Raw genomic sequence first — 23,089 nt, forward strand, 5'->3', positions numbered from 1 at the left:
GATGAGGTGCTCCTCTGGATACGGTGGGTGACTTCGAGGGGTAGGGGTTGGTCGTGTGCGGGTCGGCGGCGTTGTCAGATCCGGGGGCCGAGGAACCAGCCGCCGGTCACCTCCAGGACTTCGCCGGTGAGCCAGCGGGCGTCGTCGGAGGCGAGGAAGGCGATCGCCGACGCGATGTCGGCGGGCTGCCCGAGGCGGTCGAGGGCGTTGGCGGCGCCGAGCCGGCCCTCCAGGTCGGAGGTGGCCCCCATCCAGTCGGACGACTCGGTGAGGGTCGGCCCCGGCGCCACGGCGTTGACCGTGATGCCGCGCGAGCCGACCTCCTGCGCCAGGCTGCGGCTGAGCGCGTTGACCGCGCCCTTCGTCATGGCGTAGGCCAGTTCGGGGAGGGCGACGCGGGTCGCGGCCGAGGAGATGTTGATGACGCGTCCGCCGTCGGCCATCATCGGCAGCGCCCGCTGAATGATGAAGAACGGCGCCTTGACGTTGACCGCGAACAGCCGGTCGAAGGTCTCGGGGGTCGTCTCGGCGAGCGATCCGGCCGAGGCCAGGGCGGCGTTGTTGACCAGGACGTCCAGGGGCCGTCCCGCCAGGCGGTCCGTCAGGCCCGCGAAGAGGACGTCGACGTCGCCCGGCACGCCCAGTTCGGCGCGCAGCGCGAAGGCCCGCCCGCCGGCCTCCTCGATCTCGCCGACGGTCTTCCCGGCGGCCTGGTCGTCGCTGCCGTAGTGCACCGCGACCGAAGCGCCCTCGACGGCCAGCCGCAGCGCGATCGCCCTGCCGATGCCGCGCGAGGCGCCGGTCACCAGGGCGGTCTTGCCGGTGAGAGCCGTCATGTCGTTCACTCCTCGGTCGAGATCAACTGAAGGGAACGCTAGAACCGGTCGCGGCCGAAGTAATGAGTAAGGTGACTCACGATTTGCCGTAGGTATGAGGAGACGCGGGATGCTGCAGGGGCGAGTGGAGGAGATCAAAGCCGTCGAGGCGCTCCTCGCCGACGCGCGATCCGGCGTCAGCGGCGTGCTGGTCGTCAAGGGTGAGCCGGGTGTGGGGAAGTCGGCGCTCCTGGAGCACGCCGTGCGTGCCGCCGACGGAGCGACGATCCTGCGCGGGGCCGGTGTGGAGACCGAGGTCGAGCTGCCCTTCGCCGCCCTGCACCTGCTTCTTCGCCCGGCCCTCGACCGCCTCGACGCCCTTCCCGGACCCCAGGCGGCGGCACTGCGCGGCGCGTTCGGTCTGGCGCCGATGTCGACGACCGACCGGTTCCTCGTCGGGCTGGCCACGCTCAGCCTGCTGTCGGAGCTGGCCGAGGAGCGGCCGCTGCTCGCCGTCGTCGACGACGCCCAGTGGCTCGACCAGGCCTCGGCGGCCGCCCTGGCGTTCGCGTCGCGGCGGTTGCAGTCCGAGGGGGTCGCCCTCCTGGTCTCGGCGCGCGAGGACCCGGACGCCTTCCCCACTGCCGGTCTGCCGGAGCTGCGCCTGGGCGGGCTGGCCCGCGACGACGCGGAGCGCCTGCTCGGCGGCGAGCTGCCCGGTCACCTGCGCGAGCAGGTCCTCAAGGAGGCCGACGGCAACCCGCTGGCGCTCATCGAGCTGTCGAAGGCCGCTGCCGGCGGCGAACTGGACCTCGCGGGACCGCTCCCGCTCACCGACCGGCTCCTGACCGCCTTCGCCGGTCAGATCCACCGCCTCGCCGAACCCACCAGGAAGATGCTCGCGGTGGTCGCCGCCGAGGACACCGGAGCCCTCGGCGTCGTCCTGGCCGCGGCCGCCGCGCTCGGCGTCCCCGCCGATGCGCTGGAGCCGGCCGAGCTGGCCGGGCTCGTGCGTGTCACCGGCGGCGCCGTGCGCTTCCGCCACCCGCTGCTGCGGTCGGCCGCCTACCAGGGCCCGCCCTCCTCGCAGCGTCGCGCGGTCCACCAGGCGCTGGCCGCGGCGGTCAGCGGCGACCGGCGCGCCTGGCATCTCGCCCTGGCCGCGACCGGCCCCGACGAGCAGATTGCGGAGAGCCTCGAACAGTCGGCCGAGCGTTCGGGCGCCCGCCTGGGCTACGCGGCCATGGCCACCGCCTACGAGCGTTCCGCGCAGCTCAGCACCGAGCAGGGGCACATGGCCCGGCGGCTGGCGGCAGCGGCCGCGGCGGCCAAGGAGGCGGGGCAGTCCGGCCGTGCCGCCGACCTCTCCGAGCGCGCCGCGCGGCTGACCGACGACCCCGCGACCTTGGCGAGGCTCGCCGACGTCAGAGCGGCCGGCGCCTTCGACGAGGGCTCGCCGCGGCGTGCGGCCAGCCTCCTCGTCAACGGCGCGGCCGGTGTCGCCGAGGCCGACCCCCGGACCGCCGCGCGCATGCTCATGGCCGCCGCGCACAACGTCTGGTCGGCCGGTGATCCCGCGCTGGCGGCGCAGGCCGCACGGCTGCTCGACAGCCTCGCGCTTCCCCCGCAGGACGGTCTCGTCGCCCTCACGCGAGGGGTCGGGCTCGTCTACGGCGGCGACCTGGAGTCGGGATACCCGCTGCTGAGCGACTTCCTCCGGCAGCCGCAGCCGGCCGACATCGGCGGGCGGCTGATGTTCGCCAACCTGGCCTTCGTCACCGGACGCCTCGACCTGGCCTTCGAACTGTGCACCGCGCTGGCCGCCGGCTGCCGCGCCGAAGGCCGCATCCGGCTGCTGCCTTTCGCACTGAACCACCTCGCGTACACCCAGGTCATCAACGGCCACCACCGGGACGCGCGCGACAACGCCGCCGAGGGCCTCCAGATCGCCGTCGACACCGGCCAACCGCACCCCGCCGCCGGGTTGCGCGGTCAGCTCGCCTGGCTGGCCGCCGTGGAGGGCGACGAAGAACGCTGCCGTCCCCTCGCCGAGGAGGGCGTCGAGTTCTCCGTCGGCCACCGGGCACCGGCCGTGGCCCTCCTGCCGATCTGGGCGCTGGCGATGCTCGACCTGACACAGGGACGCGACCAGGCGGCGCTCGACCGCCTCCAGTCGCGTCCCGCCGGTTCCTCGCACTTCGGCACGCGGATCACCGCCGACGAGGTCGAGGCCGCGGTGCGGCTCGGCGTCCCCGAACGCGCCGGGGAGGCCATGGCGCTGGCCGAGCGCTGGACGGCGCTGTCGGGCGAGACCTGGGCGAGGGCCCTGGTCGCCCGCTGCCGCGGCCTGCTGCGCGACTCCGAGGAGGACTTCGCCGAGGCCCTGGAGCTGCACCGGCTCGCGCCGCAGTCCTACGAGCAGGCCAGGACGCGGCTGTCGTACGGCGAGTGGCTGCGCCGCCGTCGGCGCAAGGCCGAGGCGCGCCCGCACCTGCGCCAAGCACACGAGGCCTTCGACCGCCTCGGCGCGCGCCCTTGGGCCGACCGCGCGGCGGCCGAACTGCGCGCCGCCGGCGAGGCGACGCTCACCCGCCGCCGCCGCGATCCGGGGACGGCGCTGACCGCCCAGGAGCTCCAGGTCGTGCGGCTGGCGGCGACGGGCGCGACGAACCGCGACATCGCCGCGCACCTCCTGCTGAGCCCTCGCACGATCGGGCAGCACCTGTACAAGGCCTTCCCGAAACTGGGCGTCTCCTCGCGGACCGAACTGGCGCGGCTGGACCTCGACCGCCGGTAGCGGCCCTCAGCCGAACGCCGGCACCACCATCGCGATCAACGCCTCCACGTCGGCGTCGACCATCGGCTCCCCGGTCATCCCCAGCCGGTGCAGCAGGGTCCCGGTAATGACGTCGATGAACAGCAGCAGCCGCTCGTCGGGCTCGCCGAGGGCCTCCCGCAGCGTCAGCCGGTAGGGCTCTTGGAAGCGCGCCGACAGGATCTCGCGCAGGGCCGGGTCGTTGACGGCCTCGCTGAAGACACCGGCGAAGGCCGCGCCGACCCCGGGCTCACCGATCTTCGCGGCGATCCAGCGGATCATCGACGACAGCACGGCGGCCCGGTCGGCGCCCTCGACGGGCACCGGGCCGATGGCGTCGAGGAGACAGTCGACGATCAGGGCGCCCTTCGACGGCCAGCGCCGGTAGAGCGTCGTCTTGGCCGCGCCCGCGGCCGCCGCGATGCGGTCCATCGTCGCGCCGGCGTAGCCCTGTTCCCGCACCGTGCGCAGGGTCGCCGCGAAGACGGTCGCGTTGAGGTCCGAACGGGGACGCCCGGCCGCCGGTGAGGAGGGTGGTTGCACCGGCTCAGGCTATCGCGAGGATTGCGCTACACCTGGTATTGGAATGGAATCGCACGCTTCGGCGCAGCCGACCGTCCACACCGGCCGGTTGAGTAGGGTCGGCCCTCACACCCGCAGCCCGCTGGAGACGCCATGACTCACACGCGGCACGCCGTCGCCATCGCCACCGCGATCCTCGGCCGCGACCCCGGCCCCATGACCACCGTCGACAGCGCCTCCCACGAGGTCTACCTCGGCGCCGACGTCGTCGTGAAACTCATCGACGCCGGACGTCATACGCGCATGAGTCGCGAGATCGCGCTCGCCCCACATCTTCCCGCCGGGCTGACCGCGCCCCTGCTCGACAGCGGGGTGCACGACGCGGGGGATCGGGAGCTCCGGTACGCCTGCTACGCCCGCGCGCCGGGAACGTCGCCGGGCATGGGCATGGCGGAAACCGACGCCGCCACCGCCCGCGCGCTCGCCGAGCAGGCGGTCGGCGGGCTCCGCGTGCTGCACGCCTGGCGTCCCTCGGACGAGGCCGCCGGGATCCTGGTCGAGCCTCTCGACCACGGTGGGTTCACGGGCCGGGAAGCGCTCCTTGCCGAAGTCGACGCGCTGGCCGCCGCCGACCGCGAGGGGGCCGTCGCCCGGCGGTTGCTCGACGGCGTCGCCGCGATCGCGGCGGGCGCGCCGACGTCGGCGGCAGCGAGCGTCCCCGTCCACGCCGACTGCCACTGGGGCAACTGGCTGGCCGACGGGCCGAAGGTGACGGCCCTGCTCGACTTCGAGTGGGCTCGTCTCGGCGAGGCTGCCGACGACTGGTTCTTCCTGATCCGTTTCAGCGGCCCGCATCGAGCCGCCGTCCTCGACGTCGTGGCCGGGGTGACGGCGGTGGCGCCCGACGTGCTGCGGGCCGCGTGCGAGGTCCGCGAGGCCGCCTATCTCGTCGCCGACCTGCGAGCAGCCCGCGAGGAGGGCCGGGCGGGCGGCGAAAGACTCGCCGAGCTCGAGGAACTCGTCCTCGAACGGTCCTGGTGGCGGGGGTGAGGGCCTGTCACAACTCCAGCCCCGCCTCCAGGAATCCCATCGCCCGGTCCACGTAGTCCGCCAGCGGGCGGCGCCCCTCCTCGCGCGCCCAGGCCCACAGCGCGCTGCCCCACGCCCCGACGGCCGCCGCGGCGAAGGTGGCCACCTCCAGGTCGCCCGGGTCGCGGCCGAGGCGTGCGGTGAGGACGCCGGCGACGGCCTCCTGGGTGGCGAAGACGTGGTTCATGCGCTGGGCGCGCAGGGCGGGTTCGGTGAAGGCCAGGCGCGTCGCGAGGAGCATGTCGTCGCGGGGTTCGTCGACCTCGGCCATCACCGCCAGGATCGCGGTGCGGATCCCGGTGATCGGCGCGACCCCCTCGGGGAGGCGTTCGGCGGCCTCGACCATCCACGGGTCGGAGGCGTCGTCGACGACGAGGTGCTCCTTGGTGGCGAAGTAGCGGAAGAAGGTCGAGGGGGAGACCCCGGCGGCGTCGGCGATCTGGTCGACCGTGGTGGGGTCGAAGCCTTGCGCGGCGAACAGTCGCAAGGCGTTCTCGCGAATGGTCCGCCGCGTCCGGGCCTTCTTCTTCTCACGCAGTCCGGGCGAGGTCATGCGTCGATTCTGTCGTCTCGCCCGGCTCGTCGCGGCGGCCGGGCAGGAAAGCGGCGGTCAGGATCCCCGTGACCACCGACCCGACCGCGCACACCGCGAGGACCACCGCCATGCCGGTGACGAGGTCGCCCGTCGCGGCGGTCTCCAGGCGGGAGCCGGCGACGGTCGCCACCAGCCCGCCGAGGACCGCCACCCCTAGGGCGCTGCCGACCCCGCGCAGGGTCTGGTTGAGGCCCGAGCCGACGCCGGCGCTGGCGTCGGGGAGGGTGAGCAGGATGGCGGTCATCGCCGGGACCATGGCCCCGCCGACGCCCGCGCCGGCCAGCGCCGTCCACGCGGCGATGAAGACGAGCGGACTGGCGGCGGTGGTGAGGGCGCCGAGCGCCAGGCCCGCCGCGAGCAGGCCCATGCCGATCGAGACGGCCGGGCGAAAACCGGTCCGGCGCAGCAGGACGGACCCGAGTTGCCCGCCGGCCAGCATGCCGAGGGCGAAGGGGAGCATGGCCGTGCCCGTCTCGACGCCGTCGAGGCCGCGCACGAGTCGCAGGTACTGCGGGAACACGAACAGCAGCCCGGCCAGAGCGAGGGAGACGTAGACGGCGGCTGCGGTCCCCCACAGGAAGTTGCGGTCGGCGAACAACCCGAAGTCGACCATGGGCCTGGCGGCGCGCACCTGCCCGCGCACGAAGAGCGCGACGAGCGCGATCCCGGCCACGACGGGCGCGATGACGTGCGGGCTGAGCCGGCCGTGCGTCGGGATGGCGATCACGCCGTACATGAACGCGCCGAGGCCGAGCATGGCGACGGCGGTGGCCACGGGCGGGAAACCCGGCCGCTCGCGGTCGCCCGACTCCGGCAGCGTCACCGCGCACGCGATGAGAGCGAAGGCGACGACGGGGATGTTGACCAGCAGCACGGCGCCCCACCAGAAGTGGTCGAGCAGGAAGCCGCCGAGGACCGGTCCGAGCGGGAAACCCACCATGCCGGCCACCGACGCGAAGGCCATCGCCTTCGACAACTGCCCGCGCGGGAACACCGTCGGGAGGATCGACATGGTCAGCGGCAGGATGGCCGCGGCCCCGGCTCCCATGAGCGTGCGGGCGGCGATGAGCACGCCGGTGTCGGGGGCGTAGGCGCCCAGGACGGATCCGGCGGCGAAGAGGCCGAGGGCCCACAGGAGCACCTTCTTGCGGCCGAGGCGGTCGGCGAGCGCTCCGGCGGGGATGAACAGGGCGGCCATGACGATCGTGTAGGCGTTGAGGACCCACTGGAGACGGCCGGTGTCGGCGCCGAGTTCGCGGGCGAGGGTGGGCATGGAGACGTTGAGGACAGTGGTGTCGAGGTCGACGACGAGCGCGCAGAGCATGAGGGCGCTCAGCGCCCACCAGCGCCGGGACGGGGGGACGGACATGGCTCACTCCAAAAGTGGCAGTAACTCTTATTTGAGAGTAGCTTCCACTTTTCTGCGGCCGTGATGCCCCCCGAATGTGTGACCCGCCGGACTCCTTTCCACCCCCGAGCGCAGCTCAGCGTCTCACCGGGCGAAAACGTGTCGCCCCCGTGCGGGTCCGATATGGCAGGCTGCGCGCATGTCCACGAAACTCCCCCGCATCGACACCACGTGGATGTTCGACCTAGTTTCGGACGATCCGCGCCAGCGAGGTGTCGCCTTGGCCCGCAACGACCTGGCCAACAACGCCTATCTCATCGCCGCCGACGCCTACGGCGACGTGTGGCGGACCATCTGGTCCCTACGCGACGACGGCGGGGACGTTCCCGCCCACCTCGTCGCCCGCTGCGACCAGGTCGAGCGGGCCCTCACCGAGGCCACCGAAGGCACCCTCAACGGTCTGGCGGCGAAGTTCGCCGACTCCGTCGAGGAGGACGACCACGAGTTCCTCGCCCCCTACGCCGCCATCTTCCTGACCCTTGAGAACCGCTACCCCGACACCTGGGAAGGCGAGGCTCCCGCGACGCCCCCATGGGGCCTCAAGAAACGCGTCCTGCGCCGCTTCGAGCGCCAGGGCGTTCCCGACAACTGCCGCGCCATGATCGCCGAGGCCGTCATGGACGCCGCCTTCCGGCTCCAGCGCCGCGAGGACCACCGCTACCCGCAACTGGCCAGACTCGTCGACTCACCGGCCCTGCGCGACGATCTGGCCGAGGCCGAGGAGACCGAGGACGTAGTCGTCGCCGCCCGCGCCGGCTACCTGCTCTGGACGCTGGAGAACCCCGCCGCACCGGTCGGCACGGCGAGCTGGCGCGACTGGCTCGTCTCAGGCCTCTAGGATCCGCACCGCCGCGCGGCGCCACGCGTCATCGTCGACGAAGCGCCGCCACCCACCGCCGTCGCTGAGCCTGCGCTCCTCGCCGAGAACCCGGCGAGCCTCGGGCGCGGCCTCGCCCGCGCCCATCTCCGCGAGCCGGCTCAGCGCCTCCCGCCCGACCGTCAGCCCATACCGGCCGTCGTCCAGGACCTCCGCCACCACGCCGCGCAACACCCGCGTGGCCTCGGCGCTCTCGCCGGTGGACCGCCACAAGCGGACCGCCGCGCGCGTCCTGGTCCACGGATCCTCGTCGGTCAGGTCGGCCGTCTCGGGTGCCGAGACCTCCGAGGGCGCGATCGCGTCGAGCGCCTGACGGGCGACCGTCCCCGTCTCGGTCTCCAGCAGCGCCTTGACCTCGGGCCCGGCCTCGGCGGCCAGGACGCCCCAGCTCTTGAGCGTGGCGAGGTAGTCGAAGCGGGCGTCGCGACCGCCGTCGGCAAGCCTCGCCCGCACGGCCGGCAGGAGCGTGGGCACGTGTTCGGCGCCGACCTGTTCGAGCATCTCCCCGATCGAGGGCAGCCACGATATGTGCGTGGCGGGGCTGTAGGACCGGCTGTGGCGGTCGCCGTCGGCCACAAGCTCGCGCAGCACCGGAACACAGCGGGCGTCACCCGTGCGGACCAGCGCCCACAAGGCCGCGTCGCCCACCGTCGCCACCACATACCGGCCGTGAAGGGTGTCGTCGTCGAGCATCGCCGCGAAGCGGTCGGGATAGGGCGCGGCGAGCGCCGCGAGCAGTTGCAGCGCGTGGAAGCGAGTCTCCGGGTCGTCGAGAAGCGCGGCGATCGGCGGGACCAACCGCTCCTCACAGTCACGTCCTTCGGCGAGGACCCGCGTGGCGAGTCGCACGGCCGCCAGGCGCCGCTCGGCCTCGGCATGCCCGGCGAGCATGGTGACGACGGCGACGTAGTCGGTCGAGGTGAGCGCCTTCGAGTCGCCGCCGTGGACCGGCCGGAACACGTCCCAGTCGGTCGTCTCCCGCAGCGCGGTCAGCACCGCGCCGAGTTCCGCCGCGTCGACGGTGGTCCCGTCAAGGGCGTGCGCCCTGAGCATCGCGTCGATCGCGACCGATGGGTCGGCGTGGTCACCCAGGACCCGGATCCCGTCGCGGTCGCCGAGGTCTTCCAGCGCCTTGAGGATGTCGGCGCGCACGATCGCCACCGGCTCGCGACCGAAACGCGTCCGCAGGGCCGCGACGGCCTCCGCCGGCTGGTGTCGCGACGCGCCCAGCGCCGATGTGACCTCGCGGCGCACGTTCTCGTCGGGGTCGTCGATCAGCCGCCGCACGCGCGGGAATACCGTCGCCCATGCCTCGGGCCAGCCGGCGTCGACCCACTCCGGGGTCGCCTCGGCCGCCGTGCACGCCAGCCGGGCGATCAGCTCGACGTGTTCGGTCCGGTCGGCCGCGATCGGCGACTCGATGAGGTCGAGCAGGAACGGCAGCGCCGCGGTCGCCGCGGAGCACACCCAGCCGCCCTGGTGGTGGAGCTGGTTGTAGAGCCCGTCGTTGGAGTCGAAGGCGACCTCGTCCCGCGCGGCCGTCCGCAGCAGTCCGGGGATGTTCTCCGCACTGCCGTAGTTGTGTTCGAGCGATCGCCAGTCGATGTCGTCGAGCCCGTTCAGCATGGCCCCGACCCTAATCGCCCGCGTGAGGCCACCGCGACTCCCGCGAGCGCGATGCCCGCGCCCGCCACCGTCGCGGCCGTCACCGCCGGACCGAGCGCCAGGTCGAGGACGATCGCCCCGCCGAGCTGCCCGCTGATCGTGCACAACCCCAGCACGAGCACCCCGAGGTGCCGTACCGCCAGTACCGCGATCGCGATGAACCCGATCCCCACCACGCCACCGGTGTAGAGCAGCGGGTTTCCCGGCCAGTGCGAGGGCAACCCGGCGCCGGCGGCGTGCACCGCGAGGGCCACCAGGAGAACGGCCGTCCCGGTCACGAAGTTGAACAAGGTCGCCGCATACCCCGACGAGGCCGCCCGCACGTGCCCGTTGACCCCCTGTTGCCAGCTCACGCAAACGCCCGAGACCAGCGGAAGCACCAGCAGCCACACGGGGAAACCCGTGTCGGCCCGCCCTGCCAGCGAGACCGCGGCCGCCGCGAGCACCAGCACCGCACCCGCCGCGCGCGCGGTGGTCACCGGCCGCCGACCTGACGGCGAGAGCCCCACCGCGTCGAAGGACATCCCCCCGGCGACCTGTCCCGCGACGACCGCGATCGTGAACAGCGCCACCCCGGTCACCGAGGCGGCCACCGACTGCGACAGCACCAGGAACGCACCACCGAAACCCCCGAGGGCCTGCCACGGCCGCAGCGAACCCGCGCGGACCGCCCGGACGACCATGGCGGCGCTCGCCCGTGCTTTCGCGGAGAAGGGCAGCAGCGCGGCCAGCAGCACCAGGCCGGACCCGAAGGACCACACGGCGGCGGCGTAACCGTCGCCGATGGCGGCGCCGAGCTGCCCGTTGACGCGCACCTGCGTCACGATCATGAAGCCGGAGCAGACGGCGAGGGCCGCCCACGACAGGGTGGCGGTGCGGGTGCTGCGGTTCATGCGCGGCCTTTCTGCGGAGGGTCGCGCAACATTCTCGGCGACGGAATGTCGAGGACCGCGAGGCGGCGCCGACCAGTCGGTGAGAGGCTTCCGCGAGTGGGGCCGCGAACACGAGGAGCGAGACGATGAAGTACCTGTTGATCATGCACATGAACCCGGCCGTGTGGGAAGGGCTCACGGTGGCGCAGCGCGAGTCGGTGCAGAACGGCCACGGCGCGTTCATCGACACGATCCGCGCGTCCGGCGAGATGATCAGCACGACGGCGCTGGCCGACCCGTCGACGGCGGCGGTCGTACGGGTCCGCGACGGCGTGAAGGTTGTCACCGACGGGCCTTACGTGGAGTCGAAGGAGTTCCTGGGCGGCTACTACCTCGTCGAGGTCGACAGCCGCGAGCGCGCGTACGAGCTGGCCGCCATGATCCCCGACGCCGGAGTCGAGGGCCTCGGGATCCAGGTCAGCGAGGTCGTGTTCCACGGCGGCTCCGAGGGCTGACGGCCGACGCGCAAGGGCCGCGTCGCCGACGCGGCCCTTGCGACCTAAGTCCTGTGCGGCGGGGTCCATCCACACCACTTCCCACTGGTGGCCGTCGACGTCGGCGAAGGCCCGTCCGTACATCACGCCCCGGTCGTCGGCCGGCCGCGTCTCCTCGCCGCCGGCGGCGAGGGCGGCGTCGGTGAGGCGGTCGACCTCCTCGCGGGTGTCGAGGCCGAGCGCGACGATCACCTCGGTGGTCGCGGTGGCGTCGGCGACGGCCTTGGGCGTGAAGGTCTGGAAGTAGGGCTCGACGAGCAGCATCGCGAAGATGTGGTCGCTGATGACCATGCAGGTGGCGTTCTCGTCGGTGAACTGGGCGTTGAAGGTGAAGCCGGTCCTGGTGAAGAACTCGACGGAGCGGTCGAGGTCGGTGACGGGCAGGTTGACGAAGATCTTCGCGGACATGGTGTGCGCCCCCTCGCGACGTTTCAGGTGTCGTTCTTGCTGCGTACCAGGACCGCGGCGGCGGGGAGGCGGCTTGCCGGAACCCGTCGTGCTCACTCCGGGGCTCACGCCTGCTCGGCCGAACAGGCCGCCCGCCCCTCCCATGCATGGGAGGGGCGGGCGCAGCCCTCACCCCAACCCGGCCGGCTCGTCCGACCGGAGCACCCCTTCGCGCCGGGGCGGCTCGCCCCACACGCGGCGGTACCCGTCCAGCGTCGAGGTGAACACCGCCTCGCCCTGGCTGAGGCCGGGCAGGCGGCGCTCGAACCCGTGGACCGCCCCGGCCGCGATCGTCCCGGCGAGGTGGCACACGCCCTCGCGGGTCTCCTGGGCGCGCAGTTCGGCGCCGGCGTCGGTCAGGGCGATCAGGATTCCCGGTGCCGAGGCCTCGGGCGTCTCCAGCTCGAAGCGGTGCACCGGCGCGCACACATGGGTTCCCGCGCGCCGCAGGGCCTCCCGCGTGAGCAGCTCGGCCATCGCGCGAAACTGCCCGGCGGTCTTCCCGGTGACGTAGCCGCCGTCGGTCAGCGTCACCACGCAGTCGGTGACCCGCCAGCCGAAGTGGCCTTCGCGAAGCGTCTGCCGGACGGTCTCCTCGACGGCCGTGAGATACCCGAGCAGGAAGTTGCCGCGCTGGGCGGTGATCTGGTAGTCGACGCCGCTTCCCGGCGGGCCGGGCTCGATCCGCAGCGCCAGATGGATCGAGGGCGTCTCCGAGGCGCCGAGGTCGCGGTGGGCCGCACCGGTCCGCACGGGCCGCTCGACGTGGACGGTCCGCGTCTCGGCGAAGGCGACCTCCAGCCCGAAGCGCTCGGCGAGCATCGAGGCGATGACCTCCTTCTGCACCTCGCCGTAGAGGCTCACGGTGATGTCGGTGTCGCCCCGGACGTTGATGAAGGGGTCGCGCTCGGCGAGGTCGCGCAGGGCCGCGAAGAGCTTCGCGCGCTCGTGCGGCACGGCCGGCGCCACCACCGTCTCCAGTGTCGGCGGTGCGAACAGGCCGCGCGGCGGAAGCTCCTCGGGCGAGCCGATCGCGTCGCCGATCAGCGCGTCGCGCAACCCCCACACCTTGGCTATCCCGCCGGCCTCGACCTCGCCGGGCCGGGTGGCGGCACCGTCGGTGAACACGTGCACGGCCGTGACCTTTGCCTCGTGGACGCTCACGTGCCCGTCGGTGTCGGCGCGGTACAGGCTCAGCCTGGCCGGGGCCCGCAGGGCGCCTTCGCGCAGCCGCACGTAGGAGATCTTCTCCCCGACCGGACCGCGTTCGATTTTGAACACCGAGCCGCGCGCCCGCGTCCCGTTCGGCTGCCGGTAGGGCAGGTAGCGGCGGATCCCGTCGATGAGCGCGTCGACGCCCTCGCCGGTGACCGCCGACCCGAAGAACACCGGGTGCACCAGCGCCCGCCGTGAACTCCGTGCCAGGGCCGCCCGACGTGCGCCGGGCCGCGTCGGCCGGGACTCGACGTAGGCCGACAGCAGCGTCTCGTCGCTGCCGGACAGGGCGTCGGCGAGCTCGGCGAACAGCTCGGGTTCGGCGAAGGACCGGGGGAGCGCACGCGCCTCGCGGGTACCGGCGCCGTCCACGGTGGACAGTGCGACGAGTTCGACGCCGAGCTTGCCCCGCAGCTCGTCGAGGAGGTCGCCGTAGCGAGCTCCGCGCCGGTCGATCTTGTTGACGAACACGAGCGTCGGGATCCCCAGCCGTTTCAGGGTGCGCATGAGCACCCTGGTCTGGGCCTGGACGCCTTCGACGGCCGAGACGACGAGGACGGCCCCGTCGAGGGCGTGCATCGCCCGCGCCACCTCCGCGATGAAGTCGGAGTGGCCGGGCGTGTCGATGAGGTTGACCTTGAGGTCGGCGATCCGGAAGGACACCACGGCGGACTGGATGGTGATGCCCCGGCGCCGTTCGAGCGCGAGCGAGTCGGTCTGGGTGTCGCCGTCGTCGACGCTGCCGACGTGGTCGATGACCCCCGTCGTGTGCAGCAGCCTCTCGGTGAGGCTGGTCTTACCGGCGTCTACGTGCGCGACGATCCCGATGTTGAGCTGCTTCATATGGCGTTGTGGTCCTCGGTACGACGATGGACTGGGATGCGTGGGTGCCAGTCATCTGTCGCCGCATCGCCGTCTCCCGTCGTCGCCTTCCAAGGACCAGTGCCGCCGACGCTAGGACAGCGCGCCGGTAAGCGCAAGCGGTTTACCTGCACACCGTTCACGCAGGTGGGGCGGCCCGCAGGCCGCCCCACTCCCTGCCGGTCAGACCCGGACGAGCATCTTGCCGGTGTTGGCCCCCCGCAGGACGCCGAGGAAGGCCTCCGGCGCGTTCTCCAGCCCGTCGACGACGGTCTCCTCGGTGCGCAGGCTCCCGTCGGCGAGCCAGCCGACGGCCTTGCCGATGTACTCGCCGAAGAGGTCGAAGTGGGAGTTGACCAGCATTCCGCGCATGGTGGCCTCCTTGGCGGCCAGCCGGAAGGTGTTGCGCGGGCCGGGCACCGCGTCGGGGGAGTTGTATCCGCTGATCGCGCCGACCAGGGCGATGCGCCCGCCGTGGCGCAGGGCGCCGATCGCGGCCTCCAGGTGGTCGCCGCCGACGTGGTCGACGTAGACGTCGATCCCCTCGGGAGCGGCCGCCGCGAGCTGTCGGGGCAGGTTCCCCTGCTTGTAGTCGATGGCGGCGTCGAAGCCGAAGTCCTCCAGCACGCGCTCGGTCTTCAGCGGACCTCCTGCCGAGCCGATCACCGTGGCCGCGCCCAGCTTGCGGGCCAGTTGCCCGGCGACGCTGCCGACGGCTCCGGCCGCCGCCGACACGAAGACCACGTCGCCGTCCCGTACCGGCGCGGTCCGGGTCAGGGCGGCGTAGGCGGTCAGCCCGGTCGTGCCGAGCACCCCTAGCCACTGCTGCGGAGTCGCCAGGGCCGGGTCGACGACCGTCGCGGCGGCCGCGTCGACCACCGCGTACTCGCGCCAGCCGAGGAAGTGGACCACGTGCGCGCCGACCGCGATGTCGGCTCGGGAGTCGACGACCTCGCCGTACGCGCTGCCCTCCATCGCCTCGTCCAGCGCGAACGGCGGGATGTAGGAGGGCACGTCGTCCATGCGGCCCCGCATGTAGGGGTCGACCGAGATCCAGGTGTTGCGGACCAGGATCTGGCCTTCGCCGAGTTCGGGGACATCGACGGTCGCCAGGCGGAAGTCGGTGCCGGCGGGCTCGCCTTCGGGGCGGGCGGCCAGGTGGATCTCGCGGGAGCGGATGTTCATCGTCGTGCCTCTCAACAGGGGTTTCTCGCTGACGGGCACTACATTGCCGGGCTTCGCTGTCGGTTTCCTGTCGCCCGGCTGCCGGTCACCGACGGCGGCTAGGGTTGCCCGGTGAGATTCGGGGTGCTGGGCGCGGTCGACGTGCGGACCGAGGACGGCGTCCGCGTCGAGATCCCCGAGGCGAAGGTCCGCGCGCTGCTGGCGGTGCTGTTGACCGTGCCGGGCAAGGTGGTCTCCGCCGACCGGCTCATCCGCGACCTGTGGGACGGCGAACTGCCCGCGAACCCCGCCAACGCCCTCCAGCACAAGGTTTCCCAACTGCGCGGGGTCTTCGACAAGGCCGAGCCCGGTGCCCGCAAGCTCGTCGTGCACCGCGCTCCCGGGTACCTCCTCGACGTGCCCGCCGATGCCGTCGACGTCGGGCGCTTCCGGCTGCTGCTGCGAGAGGCGCGGGCGACGAAGGACGCGGCCGAGCGTGCGGCGCTGCTGGGCGAGGCCCTGGCCGCCTGCGGTTCGCCCGACGACATCGACGACGACAATCCCGTGCTGCGCGTCGCGAGGGCGGAGTACTTCGCGGACCTCATCGCCGCCATCGAGGAGCGCGGCGCGGCCCTGTTGGAGATCGGCGACCACGCCCGTGCCCTCGACGGGGTCCGCGGCCTCATGTCGGGAAACTTCCCGGCACTTCACGGCCACAGCCCGCACCGCCCGCTGGCACGCTCGGTCCACATGCGCGCCCTCTACGGTCTCGGCCGCCAGGCCGAAGCCCTCGACAGCTTCGCGCAGTTCCGCGACCGCCTCGCCGAGGAGACGGGGCTCGATCCCAGCCCGGACCTGGTCGCGCTCCACCACGCGATCTTGCGCCAGGACCCTTCCCTAGGCCCTCCTCCGGCGGCCATCGCGCCGCCGCGCACGAACCTTCCCGCGCCGGTCGGCGAGATCATCGGCCGCGACGCCGACGTGCCGGCCGTCGTCGCCGCACTCGGCGCCGGTCGCCTGGTGACGCTCACCGGCCCCGGCGGTGTCGGCAAGACGCGCCTGGCAGTCGAGGCCGCGCGTTCCTTCGACGACCGGCCCGTCTGGTTCCTCGACCTCGCCGGACTCGCCGCCGGGGCGGGTGCCGAAACCCTGATCGACGTCCTGGCCACGACTCTGGGCCTGCGCGACGAGGCCGCCGCCGACCCGGCCGTCGCTCTGCGCGCGGTGCCGACGCTGCTCGTCGTGGACAACTGCGAGCACGTCGTCGACGCCGCCGCGTGCGTCGTGTCCCGGCTGCTGCGCGAGGTGCCCGGCCTGCGAGTCCTGGCCACCGGTCAGGAACCTCTCAGCGTCGGCGGAGAGAACGTCCACCCCGTGGCGCCACTGCCCGCCGAGGCGGCCGCCGAACTCTTCCGCAGTCTCGCGACCGTACCGTCCGATGTGGACGCAGCCCGGGCGGTCGCGGCCATCTGCGCCCGTCTTGACGGCATCCCGCTTGCCCTCGAACTCGCCGCCACCCGCGTGCGCACCCTCGGCCTGCACGGCCTCGCCCAACGCCTCGACGAGCGCTTCACGCTCCTCACCGGCGGCGGCCGCGACGCCCCCGGGCGGCACCGGACCCTGCGCGCGATGATCGACTGGAGCTGGGAACTGGCCACCGTCGCCGAGCGCGAGACCCTGCGCCGGTTGTCGGTCCACGCCGGCGGCTGGACCCTCGCGGCCGCCGGGACCGTCGCGGGCCGTGATGTCCTCGACGAGCTGACCCGCCTGGTCGACCGGTCCCTCGTCGCCATGACCGACACGACGGCCGGCCCCAGGTACCGCCTGCTCGAATCCGTGCGCGCCTACGCCGCCGAACGCCTCGAAGAGGCGGGGGAGACCCGAGAGACCGCGCTGCGGCACCTGGCCCACTACCTGGCCGAGGCGACCCGCCACCTGTCCCTCGTCGACGATCTGCGCTTCGCCGACACCGAGGCCCCCAATCTCCGCGCCGCCCTCGGCACCGCCCTCGCCGAAGCCGACGAACGCGCACGAACCCTCGTCGACGCGCTCGCCTGGCCGCAGATCCTCAACGGCCGCTACGCCGAGACGGCACGGTCCCTCGACGCCGTCCTCGCCCTCGGCGAGGACGCAAAACTGCGAGTGTGGCGGACCGGTGTCGCCCTCCTGGCCGGCGAGTCCTGCGACGCCGACCTGCGCGCCCTCGCCGAGGCCGTGCCGGAGAAGGAGCGTCCCTGGGCGTTCTGGTTCCTCGCTCACGCCAACCGGGGCTTCGGCGATCTGGACGTCACGGCGGCGCTGGCCGACACCGCCATTGAGACCGCCGGCTACGAGGTCTCTCTCGCAGCCGCCGCTCGCGCCGTGCGCGCGAGCGTCCACCGGGTTCGCGGCGACTTCGCCGCCGCCGAAGCCGACGCCGCCGCGGTGGTGCGGTTCGAGATGTTCGCCGATCCCTGGACGCTGTCGACCGCCACCGGCACCCTCGCCGTGGTCGCCGAGATCCGCGGCGACTACGACCGCGCCGAACGCCTGCACGGCAAGGCACTGCGCTCGGCCGAGGAGCTCGGCCTGTGGATCGAGGCGTCCTTCCAGCGCTCCGGCCTCGGCCGCATCGCGCTCCTGCGCGGCGATCACGCCGCCGCCGACGATCATCACGCGAGAGCCGCCGAGCTGGCCCGCGCGCAGGGACACGTCGTCGCCGAGGAGTTCGCCGAGGTCGGCCTCGCCCTGTCCGCCCGGCGCCAGGGTCGCCACGCCGAGGCCGAGCGCCTTCTGGCGCGCTGGGTCGACTGGCTGCGGACCGTCGACGGTGAACCGGGGCTGGCCCTCGTCCTGGCCGAACTCGGCTTCGCCGCCGAACAGCTCGGCGACCACGCCAAGGCCCTGCGACTGCATCGCGACGGCCTGGCCGCCGCACGCCGTATCGGCGACCCCCGCGCGGTGGCGCTCGCGTTCGAGGGGATGGCCGGAGCGCACGCCGCCGACGGTGAGCCCGCGCTCGCCGCACGCCTCCTCGGCGCGGCCGCGACCTTGCGCGAGTCGGTCGGCGCGCCCTTGCCCGCAGGCGAGCGCGGCGACGTCGAACGGATCGGCGCGCGCGTGCGGGAAGCGCTCGGCGAGGCGGGTTTCAGCGCCGAGTTCGCCACCGCGCTCGCCCCCGAGACGGTGTCGGACGGGTCCTAGTCCTGGAAGGTCTGCCCTGATGGGCTCGGAAAGCGGATCGGTCTGGGCCCGCACGGCAGCTTGCGATAAGCAAGTAAACTCCATCCGAGCAAGCAAAACCTTCGAACATATGTACCAAGAAACCCTTGTCATGGTCACACCCGCTTGTTAGCGTGAGCCGGTCGGATCTACGCGAAATGGGGCGGCGCATGACCAGGACCGGATTCTCTCCCGAACGCCTCGAACGGGCCCGCCGCGTCATGCGCGGCCACTGCCAGGAGGCGGGCGGCGAGGTGCCCGGGATGGTCACCGTCTACTCCCGGCACGGTGAGACCCACGTCGAGGCACATGGCGCGGCCACCATCGGCGGCGCCCAGACGGCCCGTGACACGATCTTCCGCATCGCCTCGCTGACCAAACCCGTCACGGCCGTCGCCGTGATGATCCTCGTCGAAGAGTGCGTCCTGCGCCTCGACGACCCGGTCGACGAACACCTCCCCGAACTCGCCGACCGCCGCGTCCTGGCACACGTCGACGCCGCTCTCGACGAGACCGTCCAGGCACACCGCCCCATCACCATCCGGGACCTGCTCACCTTCACCTACGGGTTCGGCGTCCACATGGGCGGCAACGACGCCAATCCCGTCCAGCGCGCCAAGACCCGCCTCGGTTTCGCCGACGGCCCGCCCCAGCCCGCGAGCGTCCCCGGACCCGACGAGGTGATGCGACGCCTCGGCAGCCTCCCGCTGATGTATCAGCCGGGCGAGCGCTGGAGCTACAACACCGGCTCCGACGTGCTCGGTGTCCTCGTCGCGCGCGCCTCGGGCCGGCCCTTCGACGCCTTCCTCACCGAACGCGTCTTCGCCCCGCTCGGCATGCGCGACACCGGTTTCAGCGTCCCCGCCGAGAAGATCGGCCGCCTCGCCACCGCCTACACCGCCGACGAGGACGGTGCGACGGCCGTCTACGACCCCGCCGAAGGCGGCCAGTGGGCGAGCCCGCCGCCGTTTCCGTCGGGCGCGGGCGGACTGGTCTCCACCGCCGTCGACTACCTCGCCTTCGCGCGGATGCTCATCAACGGCGGCCGCCACCCCGGCGGCCGGATCCTGTCGCGACCGTCGGTGGCGGCCATGACCACGGGCCACCTCACCGAGGCCCAGCGGGCGCACGGCGGTTTCTTCCCCGACGACTTCGCCGCCGAGAACTGGGGCTTCGGCGTCTCCGTCACCACCCGCCGCACCGGTCTGGCCGGTCCGGGCGCCTACGGTTGGGACGGTGGACTGGGGACCGTGTGGCGCAACGACCCGGCCGAGGACCTCACCGCCGTCCTGCTCACTCAGAAGGCGTGGACCGGCCCCGCCGGTCCGCGCGTCGCAGGCGACTTCCTGACCTGCGCCTACCAGGCCATCGATGACTAGGAGCCGACGACATGACACTGTCCTTCGAGCGCATCCGCGCAGAAATCCCGGTGCAGACCGCCGGGTTCCTGGCACTCGCCGAGAGCGCCGACTTCGACCGGAGAGTGCCGAGCTGCCCGGAGTGGACGCACGGCGACCTGGTCCGCCATGTCGGGCGCATGCAGTCCATCGTGATCGACGCGATCCTCGCCGCCACCGGCGCGCAGGCCGGTGAACCGCTCACCGCTCCCGACGACGTGCCCGAGGCCGAGCTGATCGCCTGGGTGCACGAGGTCTGCGCCCGGCTGACGGTCGTGATCGAGACGAGTCCCGCCGACGCGACGGTGGAGAACTTCGGTCTTGAGGAGAGCGTCGTCTGGTGGAGCAGGCGCGTCCTCCAGGACGTCGTGATCCATCGCGCCGACGCGGCTCAGACCGTCGGGGAGCCCTACGAACTCGACACCGAGATCGCCGTCGACGGCGTCGATGAGCTCTTGGACGTGCTGGCGACGGTGCGCGGGATCGGCGGCCTCGTAGAACTGCGCGGTTCGGGTGTGATCCACCTGCACGCCACCGACACCGAGGCCGAATGGCTCGTCGAGCTCAACGAGAAGGGTTTCACCTGGAAGCGCGGGCACGACAAGGGCGAGGTGGCCCTGCGCGGGCCGCTCACCGAGATACTGCTGGCGCTCTACCGCCGCCAGTCCCTCGACGACGGAAAGCTCGAAGTCCTCGGGGACGCCGAACTGCTCGACTTCTGGCTGGACAACGCCTCGATCGGTTAGGGCTTGTCCTGTGGGGTCTTGTGGGCGGCACCGCAGAGACCCACCGGACAGGCCCTAGATCGTGTCCCGCAGGCCCACGCAGTCGTGATGCCAGAAAGGCTCGGCGTAGACGAGCGTTCCGGTCATCCACGGCTCGTGGGCGGCCAGCCGCACCACCTGGAAGGCCGGTTCGGGGATTCGCAGCGAGGGCCTGCGGAACCCGTGCCCGCCGGCGGCCTCGAAACCCAGCCGCGAGTAATAGCCGGGATCGCCTTCCAGGAACAGCAGCGGCCACCCCGCCTCCGCCGTCGCGGCGACCGCCCGCCGCACCAGTTCCGAGCCCACGCCCCGCCCCTGCTCCTCGGGGAGCACGCCGAGCGGGCTGAGCACGGCGACGTCGACGAGCCGTTCCGGAGCGTCCAAAAGGGACTTCGTGACGGCCGCGTGCCCGATCACCTCGCGCCCTCGGGCAGCCACAATGGACAGTTCCGGCAACTCCGCGGGCGACTCGCTCAGTGCCTCCAGCAGCTCGCCGACCTTCCTTCCGTGGTCGCCGAAGGCGCGCGCGTGGACGCGCAGAACCGCCGCCCGGTCACAGGGGCGCTCGACGCGATACTCGATGTCCGTTGTCACATGCGGAGCGTAGATCCCCTCGGGCGCGGTGAGCACGCGCATATCGCGCCCGGCCCCGAACGCAGTGACGTGGCTAAGATCTGGCCATGGCAAAGCGGGCATACGGACAGTTCTGTGGACTCGCGCACGCTCTCGAACTCATCGGCGAGCGCTGGGCCCTGCTCATCGTCCGCGACCTGCTCGTCGGCCCGCGCCGCTTCTCCGACCTGCGCCGCGGCCTGCCGAGGATCCCCACCAACATCCTCTCGGCGCGACTGAAAGAGCTGGAGCACAACGGGATCGTCACCCGCCGGGTACTGCCCCGCCCGGCCAGCGCGGTCGTTTACCAGCTCACCGAGTACGGCGCCGACCTCGAACCGGCCGTGCTCATCCTCGGCCGCTGGGGCGCGCGATCCATGCTCCAGCCCGGCCCCGAGGACATCGTCACACCCGACTCGATGATCGTGGCCCTGCGCGCGACCTTCCGGCCCGAGGCCGCCGAAGGCCCGCCGGTGTCCTTCCAGGTCCACCTCGGACCGGTCACCGTGCACGCCAGCGTCGCCGAGGGCGAACTCGACGCCGGCGAGGGCCCGCTGCCCGAACCGGACCTGACGATCGTCACCGGCCCCGTCCTGCGCGACATCATGGCCGGCTCGGTCACCCCCGAAGCCGCCGTCGACGGCGGCATGGTCGAACTGACCGGCGATCCGAGGCTGCTCGGCCGCTTCGCGGAACTCTTCACCATCCCGCCGGCGCCCCCGTCCGTCGTACCCGCGTGAGACCGTCGGCGGCATGACCCCCGACGAGTTCTGGGCGGTCGTCGACGCCGCCCGCGCCGACAGCCTCCTCGACGACTCCGCGCTCGCCGCGCACATCGCCGCCCTGCCCCCCGACGGTGTCCTCGACATCGTCGGCGAGTCCTACCGCGACGCGCTCATCGCCGTGCTCGCCGCGCTGACCCCGGAGCGGATCTGCGAGTACGCCGAGGCGCACGCCAGGGCCCGCGCGCGGCTCTACCGATGGCCGCTGTGGGGCGCGGGGTACCTGATCGGCGGCGGCTGCTCCGACGACGCGTTCATGGACTTCCGCAACGGAGTGCTCGCGCTCGGCCGCGAGTGGAGCGAACGCGCCCTCGCCGAGCCCGACAGCCTCGCCGAACACCCGCTCGTGGCCGCCGCCGGCGCTCGCGGGGACGACGCCGTGCTGTTCTGGGAGGACGTCGGCTACGCGCCCGCGCTCGCCTTCGAGGCGTCCACCGGTGAGGGCGGCGACGCCTTCCACCGGCTCATGGACGCCCGCCGCCCGCCCGTCCGCGAACCGGTCGGCGAGGTCGGCGGTGAGTCGTGGGACTTCGACGACGCCGACGAGACGCGCGAGCGCCTGCCGCGCCTGTCGGCGCACTTCTGGCCGGAGGACTGACCTTATCGGCAGAGACGTCCGTCTATAGGGAATAATGAGACGATTATCCTTGATGGGCGGGAGGTGCAGGTCATGCGCCGGTGGATCACGTTCGCCGCGATCATCGCCGGAGTCGTGTTGGGAGCCCCCGTACAGGCGGCCGACCGAGCCGAACTCGTGCTCAACTTCGACGCCCGCCCCGCCGGCCAGAACCTCCGCGGGCCTTGGAGCGAAGGGTGCTTTCCCGACGCGGTCACCTTGCAGCAGGCCTGTATCCGCACCGAGGACGGCGGTTCGGTCAGCCGCACCGAACGCGAGGCGGGCCCCGGCGGTCCGGCGATCGGGTTCCCGGCGCCGGGTGACGGCACCGCGATCCTCTTCATTCCGCACAGCGACCTGCTCAACCCCGGGGACCGTGACTTCGACGTCTCCGCCCTGATCGACATGACCGCGACCGAAGGCCGCTCGGGCTCCAACCTGGTCCAGAAGGGCCGTTTCGGCGAGGCCGGGGGCCAGTGGAAACTCCAGGTCGACAAGGGAGTGCCGAGCTGCCGCATCGCGGGCGTCCGCGATGACCGTCGCGTGGCGGCCATTGCCACCGGCCCGTCGATCGCCGGGCAAGGCTGGGTTCACCTGCACTGCGAGCGCCGGGGAGCGAGCCTGACGATCACGGTGGACGGCGGCGTACCGGTCACGTCCTCGAACAACGCCGGCATGAACATCGCCAACATGGCGGAGACCACCATCGGCGGCCGGGTGACGGGGACGGCGGACAACGACCAGCTGCACGGCGAGATCGACCGCGTCATCGTCGACATCCACTTCTGAGCGAAGTGGCGCACGCCACTCCGGGAAGA

General features: G+C 72.6%; 19 protein-coding genes and 1 pseudogene. 10 read left to right on the top strand and 10 right to left on the bottom strand.

Annotated elements, in window-relative coordinates:
- Window positions 1-74 precede the first annotated feature (74 nt).
- Window positions 75-836 carry an SDR family oxidoreductase gene (locus tag AB0I28_RS36155; protein WP_357500387.1) on the bottom strand — a complete coding sequence of 254 codons (762 nt, stop codon included), beginning with the start codon at window positions 834-836 and terminating at the stop codon, window positions 75-77.
- 109 nt (window positions 837-945) lie between these two features.
- Between AB0I28_RS36155 and AB0I28_RS36160 the strand changes: the two genes are divergently transcribed.
- Window positions 946-3,612, top strand: coding sequence for an AAA family ATPase (locus AB0I28_RS36160; RefSeq protein WP_357500390.1), 2,667 nt, complete (start codon window positions 946-948; stop codon window positions 3,610-3,612).
- A gap of 6 nt (window positions 3,613-3,618) precedes the next feature.
- Here AB0I28_RS36160 and AB0I28_RS36165 read toward each other — a convergent pair whose 3' ends face one another.
- Window positions 3,619-4,173, bottom strand: coding sequence for a TetR family transcriptional regulator (locus tag AB0I28_RS36165; RefSeq protein WP_357500393.1), 555 nt, complete (start codon window positions 4,171-4,173; stop codon window positions 3,619-3,621).
- 132 nt (window positions 4,174-4,305) lie between these two features.
- Here AB0I28_RS36165 and AB0I28_RS36170 point away from each other — a divergent pair, with 132 nt between their 5' ends.
- Window positions 4,306-5,202, top strand: coding sequence for a phosphotransferase (locus AB0I28_RS36170; protein WP_357500394.1), 897 nt, complete (start codon window positions 4,306-4,308; stop codon window positions 5,200-5,202).
- A gap of 7 nt (window positions 5,203-5,209) precedes the next feature.
- Here the strand turns inward: AB0I28_RS36170 and AB0I28_RS36175 are convergent, their stop codons facing one another.
- Window positions 5,210-5,794, bottom strand: a complete 585-nt coding sequence (locus tag AB0I28_RS36175; RefSeq protein ID WP_357500395.1) for a TetR family transcriptional regulator — start codon at window positions 5,792-5,794, stop codon at window positions 5,210-5,212.
- Window positions 5,772-7,205 carry an MFS transporter gene (locus AB0I28_RS36180; protein ID WP_357500396.1) on the bottom strand — a complete coding sequence of 478 codons (1,434 nt, stop codon included), beginning with the start codon at window positions 7,203-7,205 and terminating at the stop codon, window positions 5,772-5,774. The genes AB0I28_RS36175 and AB0I28_RS36180 overlap by 23 nt, the downstream gene beginning before the upstream one ends.
- Before the next feature lie 178 nt (window positions 7,206-7,383).
- Here AB0I28_RS36180 and AB0I28_RS36185 point away from each other — a divergent pair, with 178 nt between their 5' ends.
- A complete protein-coding gene (locus AB0I28_RS36185; RefSeq protein WP_357500397.1) occupies window positions 7,384-8,082 on the top strand; it encodes a hypothetical protein in 699 nt (232 codons plus the stop codon).
- Here AB0I28_RS36185 and AB0I28_RS36190 read toward each other — a convergent pair.
- Both AB0I28_RS36190 and AB0I28_RS36195 read right to left on the bottom strand, forming a co-directional pair.
- Window positions 8,071-9,747, bottom strand: coding sequence for a HEAT repeat domain-containing protein (locus tag AB0I28_RS36190; RefSeq protein ID WP_357500399.1), 1,677 nt, complete (start codon window positions 9,745-9,747; stop codon window positions 8,071-8,073). The genes AB0I28_RS36185 and AB0I28_RS36190 overlap by 12 nt on opposite strands.
- Window positions 9,741-10,679, bottom strand: coding sequence for a DMT family transporter (locus AB0I28_RS36195; RefSeq protein WP_357500401.1), 939 nt, complete (start codon window positions 10,677-10,679; stop codon window positions 9,741-9,743). The genes AB0I28_RS36190 and AB0I28_RS36195 overlap by 7 nt, the downstream gene beginning before the upstream one ends.
- 149 nt (window positions 10,680-10,828) lie before the next feature.
- Here AB0I28_RS36195 and AB0I28_RS36200 point away from each other — a divergent pair, with 149 nt between their 5' ends.
- Complete coding sequence (locus AB0I28_RS36200; protein ID WP_357500490.1) at window positions 10,829-11,173, top strand: YciI family protein; 345 nt, start codon at window positions 10,829-10,831, stop codon at window positions 11,171-11,173.
- A gap of 87 nt (window positions 11,174-11,260) precedes the next feature.
- Here the strand turns inward: AB0I28_RS36200 and AB0I28_RS36205 are convergent.
- The 3 genes and pseudogenes from AB0I28_RS36205 to AB0I28_RS36215 all read right to left on the bottom strand — a co-directional run.
- A pseudogene (locus AB0I28_RS36205) lies at window positions 11,261-11,764 on the bottom strand (VOC family protein); the annotation flags it as partial.
- Between the two features lie 24 nt (window positions 11,765-11,788).
- Entirely contained in the window at window positions 11,789-13,717 is a 1,929-nt protein-coding gene (locus AB0I28_RS36210; RefSeq protein WP_357500404.1) for a translation factor GTPase family protein, read from the bottom strand.
- Window positions 13,718-13,918: 201 nt separating this feature from the next.
- Entirely contained in the window at window positions 13,919-14,920 is a 1,002-nt protein-coding gene (locus AB0I28_RS36215) for an NADP-dependent oxidoreductase (RefSeq protein ID WP_357500406.1), read from the bottom strand.
- A 111-nt stretch (window positions 14,921-15,031) separates the two neighbouring features.
- Between AB0I28_RS36215 and AB0I28_RS36220 the strand changes: the two genes are divergently transcribed.
- The 3 genes from AB0I28_RS36220 to AB0I28_RS36230 all read left to right on the top strand — a co-directional run bounded on the left by AB0I28_RS36220 (window position 15,032) and on the right by AB0I28_RS36230 (window position 20,243).
- On the top strand, window positions 15,032-18,082 hold the full coding sequence (locus AB0I28_RS36220) for a BTAD domain-containing putative transcriptional regulator (RefSeq protein WP_357500407.1): 3,051 nt from the start codon (window positions 15,032-15,034) through the stop codon (window positions 18,080-18,082).
- Between the two features lie 188 nt (window positions 18,083-18,270).
- Window positions 18,271-19,479, top strand: coding sequence for a serine hydrolase domain-containing protein (locus AB0I28_RS36225; RefSeq protein ID WP_357500408.1), 1,209 nt, complete (start codon window positions 18,271-18,273; stop codon window positions 19,477-19,479).
- An 11-nt stretch (window positions 19,480-19,490) separates the two neighbouring features.
- A complete protein-coding gene (locus AB0I28_RS36230; protein WP_357500409.1) occupies window positions 19,491-20,243 on the top strand; it encodes a maleylpyruvate isomerase family mycothiol-dependent enzyme in 753 nt (250 codons plus the stop codon).
- 54 nt (window positions 20,244-20,297) lie between these two features.
- Here the strand turns inward: AB0I28_RS36230 and AB0I28_RS36235 are convergent, their stop codons facing one another.
- Window positions 20,298-20,855 (bottom strand): N-acetyltransferase, encoded by a 558-nt coding sequence (locus tag AB0I28_RS36235; protein WP_357500411.1) that lies wholly within the window; start codon window positions 20,853-20,855, stop codon window positions 20,298-20,300.
- 86 nt (window positions 20,856-20,941) lie between these two features.
- On the opposite strand from AB0I28_RS36235, the gene AB0I28_RS36240 reads away from it, so the two are divergent.
- The 3 genes from AB0I28_RS36240 to AB0I28_RS36250 all read left to right on the top strand — a co-directional run bounded on the left by AB0I28_RS36240 (window position 20,942) and on the right by AB0I28_RS36250 (window position 23,060).
- Complete coding sequence (locus AB0I28_RS36240; RefSeq protein WP_357500412.1) at window positions 20,942-21,613, top strand: helix-turn-helix domain-containing protein; 672 nt, start codon at window positions 20,942-20,944, stop codon at window positions 21,611-21,613.
- Window positions 21,614-21,626: 13 nt separating this feature from the next.
- Window positions 21,627-22,253 (top strand): DUF4240 domain-containing protein, encoded by a 627-nt coding sequence (locus AB0I28_RS36245; RefSeq protein ID WP_357500413.1) that lies wholly within the window; start codon window positions 21,627-21,629, stop codon window positions 22,251-22,253.
- 72 nt (window positions 22,254-22,325) lie between these two features.
- Entirely contained in the window at window positions 22,326-23,060 is a 735-nt protein-coding gene (locus tag AB0I28_RS36250; protein WP_357500414.1) for a LamG-like jellyroll fold domain-containing protein, read from the top strand.
- Window positions 23,061-23,089 lie beyond the last annotated feature (29 nt).

The organism is Phytomonospora sp. NPDC050363 (genome assembly GCF_040655735.1).
In the GTDB taxonomy this organism is placed as follows: domain Bacteria; phylum Actinomycetota; class Actinomycetes; order Mycobacteriales; family Micromonosporaceae; genus Phytomonospora.

Coding starts and splice junctions, on each gene's coding strand:
- AB0I28_RS36245 (WP_357500413.1), top strand. CDS start 21,627: ATGACCCCCGACGAGTTCTGGGCGGTCGTCGACGCCGCCCGCGCCGAC.
- AB0I28_RS36170 (WP_357500394.1), top strand. CDS start 4,306: ATGACTCACACGCGGCACGCCGTCGCCATCGCCACCGCGATCCTCGGC.
- AB0I28_RS36185 (WP_357500397.1), top strand. CDS start 7,384: ATGTCCACGAAACTCCCCCGCATCGACACCACGTGGATGTTCGACCTA.
- AB0I28_RS36160 (WP_357500390.1), top strand. CDS start 946: ATGCTGCAGGGGCGAGTGGAGGAGATCAAAGCCGTCGAGGCGCTCCTC.
- AB0I28_RS36155 (WP_357500387.1), bottom strand. CDS start 836: ATGACGGCTCTCACCGGCAAGACCGCCCTGGTGACCGGCGCCTCGCGC.
- AB0I28_RS36240 (WP_357500412.1), top strand. CDS start 20,942: ATGGCAAAGCGGGCATACGGACAGTTCTGTGGACTCGCGCACGCTCTC.
- AB0I28_RS36200 (WP_357500490.1), top strand. CDS start 10,829: ATGAACCCGGCCGTGTGGGAAGGGCTCACGGTGGCGCAGCGCGAGTCG.
- AB0I28_RS36180 (WP_357500396.1), bottom strand. CDS start 7,205: ATGTCCGTCCCCCCGTCCCGGCGCTGGTGGGCGCTGAGCGCCCTCATG.
- AB0I28_RS36190 (WP_357500399.1), bottom strand. CDS start 9,747: ATGCTGAACGGGCTCGACGACATCGACTGGCGATCGCTCGAACACAAC.
- AB0I28_RS36175 (WP_357500395.1), bottom strand. CDS start 5,794: ATGACCTCGCCCGGACTGCGTGAGAAGAAGAAGGCCCGGACGCGGCGG.
- AB0I28_RS36195 (WP_357500401.1), bottom strand. CDS start 10,679: ATGAACCGCAGCACCCGCACCGCCACCCTGTCGTGGGCGGCCCTCGCC.
- AB0I28_RS36250 (WP_357500414.1), top strand. CDS start 22,326: ATGCGCCGGTGGATCACGTTCGCCGCGATCATCGCCGGAGTCGTGTTG.
- AB0I28_RS36215 (WP_357500406.1), bottom strand. CDS start 14,920: ATGAACATCCGCTCCCGCGAGATCCACCTGGCCGCCCGCCCCGAAGGC.
- AB0I28_RS36225 (WP_357500408.1), top strand. CDS start 18,271: ATGACCAGGACCGGATTCTCTCCCGAACGCCTCGAACGGGCCCGCCGC.
- AB0I28_RS36210 (WP_357500404.1), bottom strand. CDS start 13,717: ATGAAGCAGCTCAACATCGGGATCGTCGCGCACGTAGACGCCGGTAAG.
- AB0I28_RS36230 (WP_357500409.1), top strand. CDS start 19,491: ATGACACTGTCCTTCGAGCGCATCCGCGCAGAAATCCCGGTGCAGACC.